This window comes from Micromonospora sp. NPDC002411, assembly GCF_053592955.1.
Map to the genome: position 1 here is coordinate 1 of NZ_JBSFBM010000448.1, position 4,557 is coordinate 4,557.

At 73.4% G+C, this 4,557-nt stretch carries 2 protein-coding genes; both read right to left on the reverse strand.

The features are described 5' to 3' along the window. On the reverse strand, nt 1-2,327 hold a 2,327-nt coding region (locus ACWCO3_RS31875), incomplete at its 3' end, for a type I polyketide synthase (protein WP_450013597.1). Nucleotides 2,328-2,357: 30 nt separating this feature from the next. Continuing rightward, nucleotides 2,358-4,557, reverse strand: a 2,200-nt coding sequence (locus ACWCO3_RS31880; protein WP_450013595.1) for a type I polyketide synthase, incomplete at its 5' end; no start/stop codon positions are given.

The following is a 4,557-nucleotide window of genomic DNA, read 5'->3' on the forward strand; positions in this document are numbered from 1 at the left end:
TCCTGTGTCGACGCGACCTGCCCGCTCACGTTCGACACGATCGGAATACGCGGCGACTCGTAGGTCAGCGCAGCCGCCACCGAGGCGAACTCGGCAAGCATCGGCTCCATCAACACCGAATGGAATGCATGACTCACCCGCAACCGCTTCGACTTCTCGAAGTGCGCCGCGACGGCGGTAACCTCGTCGGCCACACCGGAGAGCACCACCGACCGAGGTCCGTTGATCGCAGCGACGGACACCCCGTCGGTCAGCAACGGCAACACCTCGGCCTCGGTGGCCCGCACCGCGACCATCACCCCACCGGTCGGCAACGCCTGCATCAACCGGCCCCGAGCGGTGACCAACGTCGCCGCATCAGGAAGGGACAGCACCCCCGCGACGTGCGCGGCGGCGATCTCACCGATCGAATGCCCGACCAGGTAATCCGGGGTGACACCGAACGACTCCACCAGCCGGAACAGGGCCACCTCGACGGCGAACAACGCCGCCTGCGTGTAGACCGTCTGATCCAGGTCGCTGCCCTCGGCGATCACCTCGCGGATCGGCCGGTCCAGGTGCCGGTCCAGCTCGGCGCAGACCGCGTCGAACGCCTCCGCGTACACCGGGAACGTGTCGGCCAGTGCCAGGCCCATGCCCGGTCGTTGCGAACCCTGACCGGAGAACACGAACGCCGTCTTGCCGCGTACCACCGACCCGACGACCGGGCCGGGCTCACCGGCGGCGACCGCCGCCAGCTCGTCACGCCCGAACACGACCGCCCGGTGCGCGTGCGTCGACCGCGACGACACCAACGAGAACCCGACGTCCACCGGGTCGGCGTCCACCGGAATCAGCCGGGCGGCCTGCCCGCGCAACGCCTCCGCCGACCGGGCGGAGAGCACCCACGGCACTGGGACGGGCACCACGGTCTCGCTGCGGGGCGGCTCCTCGGCGGCCGGTGGTTCCTCGATGATGACGTGCGCGTTCGTCCCGGAGACCCCGAACGACGACACGCCGGCGCGGCGCGGCCGGTCCTCGGCGTCCGGCCACGGCCGGGCCGCGGTGAGCAGTTCCACAGCGCCCGCCGACCAGTCCACCTGCGGCGTCGGCTCGTCCACGTGCAGCGTTCGCGGCATGGTCCGGTGCCGCATCGCCATCAGCATCTTGATGATCCCGGCGACACCGGCGGCGGCCTGGGTGTGCCCGATGTTCGACTTGATCGACCCCAGCCACAGTGGCTGGTCGGCGGATCGGTCCTGGCCGTAGGTGGCCAGCAGCGCCTGGGCCTCGATCGGGTCGCCCAGTGTGGTGCCGGTGCCGTGCGCCTCGACGAGGTCGACGTGCTCGGCGGGCACCCGGGCGTTGGCCAGGGCGCTGCGGATGACCCGTTGCTGGGCCGGGCCGTTCGGGGCGGTGAGGGCGCTGCTGGCACCGTCCTGGTTGACAGCGGTGCCGCGCACGACGCCGAGGACGCGGTGACCGTTGCGGACCGCGTCGGAGAGCCGTTCCAGGAGCAGCATGCCGGCGCCCTCGGCCCAACCGGTGCCGTCGGCGGCGGCGGCGAACGACTTGCACCGCCCGTCGGTGGAGAGTCCTCGCTGCTTGCTGAAGTCGACGAAGACGACAGGGGTGGCCATCACGGCGACGCCACCGGCCAGGGCGAGGGAGCATTCACCCTGGCGCAGCGACTGGACGGCCAGGTGCAGGGCGACGAGCGACGACGAGCAGGCGGTGTCCACGGTGACCGCCGGCCCCTCCAACCCCAGGGTGTACGCGACCCGCCCGGAGGCGACGCTGCCGGAGTTCCCGGTGCCCAGGTAGCCGGCGACGTCGTCCGGGATGCTGGTCAGGTTGACCGCGTAGTCGTGGTACATGACGCCGGCGAACACCCCGGTACGGCTGCCCCGCAACCGGGTCGGGTCGATTCCGGCCCGCTCGAAGGTCTCCCAGGACGTCTCCAGCAGCAGGCGCTGCTGCGGGTCCATGGCGATCGCCTCGCGGGGTGAGATGCCGAAGAAGGCCGGGTCGAACCGGCCCGCCTCGTGCAGGAAGCCACCCTCGTGGGTGTACGACGTCCCGGGGTGGTCGGGGTCGGGGTGGTAGAGCGACTCCAGGTCCCACCCGCGGTCGACGGGGAACTCGGTGATGCCGTCCCGCTCGTCGGCGACCAGGCGCCACAGGTCCTCGGGAGTCTCCACACCGCCGGGGTAGCGGCAGGCCATGCCGATGATCGCGACCGGCTCGCGGTCGCGCTCCTCCATCTCGCGCAACCGCTGACGGGTGTCGCGCAGGTCGCTGGTGGCGCGCTTGAGGTAATCCAGGAGCTTGGCTTCGTCGGCCATCAGAACGTCACTCCCCGTCGGTGTTCCATGCGGTCAGGCAATGCCGAGTTCGTCGTCGAGGAGGTCGAACAACTCCTCGGCGGTGGCGCCGTGCAGGGTGCTGCTGTCGTGTGCCGGGTTCGCGCCGGTCCAGGTGTCGAGCAGGCTGCGGAGCCGGCCGGCGACCTTGGCCCGGTCCGGGTCGTCGGCGCTGACGGCGGCCAGGCCCGCTTCGAGGCGGTCCAGTTCGCCGAGCACCGACAGGGCGGACGAGGCCCGTTCGTCGAGCAGTTCGTCCTGGAGGTAGCGGGCCAGCGCCCCGGGCGTCGGCTGGTCGAAGACGATCGTGGCGGGCAGCCGTAGACCGGTGGCGGCGGCGAGCCGGTTGCGCAGGTCGACGGCGGCGAGCGAGTCGAGGCCGCACTCGACGAGACCCCGGTCGGGCTGGATGGCGTCGGCGGAGGCGTGGCCGAGGACGGCCGCGACCTGGGCCTGCACCATCTCCAGCAGGATCCGCGGCCGGTCGGTGGGTGCCGTGGCGACGAGTCGCCGCTTGAGCGCCTCGGCCGGGTCGCCGCCGTCGGTGGTGTTCTCGGCGACCCTCCGGGCGGGGCGACGGACCAGGCCGCGCAGCAGCGGCGGCACCGGGCCGTTGCCGGCGACGGCAGCCGGCCGCAGTCCGATCGGCAGGACGACGGGGTTGTCGACGCCCACCGCCGCGTCGAACGCGGCCAGCCCGGTCTCGGCGGTGAACGGGGTGATGCCGAAGCTGGTCATCCGGCTGATGTCGGCGTCGCTGAGCTGTCCGGCCATTCCGCCGCCGACCGCCCACGGCCCCCAGGCCAGGGAGATCGCGGCGAGGCCGTGGTGTCGGCGGTGCCGGGCGAGCGCGTCGAGGTAGGCGTTGGCCGCGGCGTAGTTGCCCTGCCCGGGGCCGCCGAAGCTGCCGGCCGAGGAGGAGAACAGGACGAACGCGGTCAGGTTCCGGTCCTTGGTGAGCTGGTGCAGGTTGCCGGCGGCGTCGGCCTTGGCGGCCAGGACCGCGGCGACCCGCTGCGGGGTCAGTGAGGCGAGGACACCGTCGTCGACGATGCCGGCGGCGTGCACCACTGCGGTGAGCGGGTGTTCGGCGGGGACGGCGGTGAGGGTGTGGGCGAGCTGGTCGGCGTCGGCGGCGTCGCAGGCCGCCACTGTGACGCTCGCGCCGAGTGCGGTCAGCTGCGCGGCCAGGTCCTCGACGCCGGGCGCGTCCGGTCCCCGGCGACTGGTCAGCAACAGGTGTCGTACCCCGTGGGTGGTGACCAGGTGTCGGGCCAGCAGCCCGCCGAGGGCGCCGGTGCCTCCGGTGACCAGGACCGTGCCGTGCGGGTCGAGGTCCAGGCCGGTCGGCGCGGCGGCGGCCCGGGCGAGTCGGGGCGCGTAGGCGCGGCCGTCGCGGACCGCCAGTTGCGGTTCGCCGCTGGCGAGGACACCGGGCAGGCTGGCCGCGGAGAGCGGCGAGTCGTCCACGTCGGCGAGCACGATCCGGTCCGGGTCCTCGGACTGCGCGGAGCGGATCAGGCCCCAGGCGGCGGCGTGCGCCAGGTCGGGGGCGTCGGTGGCGGGGTCCGGTTCGACAGCGCCGCGGCTGAGCAGGACCAGGCGGGCCCCGGCGAAGTCCGGGTCGGCGAGCCAGCGTTGGGCGAGGGCCAGCCAGGCGTCGACCGCCGGGCCGGGCGCGTCCCCGCCGGGCCGGGCCGGAGCGAAGACCATCTCGGGTACGGCTCCCGAGGCGGCCAGCGCGTCCAGGTCCGGGTAGTCGTCCACGAGGGATCCCACGGCGGCTGCCGCGTCGGCCACGAACGAGTCGGGTACGCCGATGACGGCGTACCGGCCACCGGTGGGGGCGATCTGCGGCTCGACGGGCGTCCAGTCGACGGTGAACAGTGGGGCCTCGTCGGCTGGCTGCCGCAGTTGGGTGACCGAGACCGGGCGCAGCACCAACTTGCCGACCGTGGCGACCGGTTGTCCGGTCTGGTCGGCGAGGTCGATGCGGACCCCGTCGTCGCCGTTGGGCGTGATCCGTACCCGGGCTGCGGCGGCGCCGGTGGCGTGCACGCTGATGCCGGTCCAGGAGAACGGCATCCGGCTCTGGGTGGGGCTCAGTCCCTGCTGCGCCTCGGCTGCCGTGGCGAGGCCCATGGCGTGGGTGGCGGCGTCGAGCAGCGCCGGGTGCACGCCGTAGTGGGCGGCTTCGGTGGCGGTCGGCTCGGCC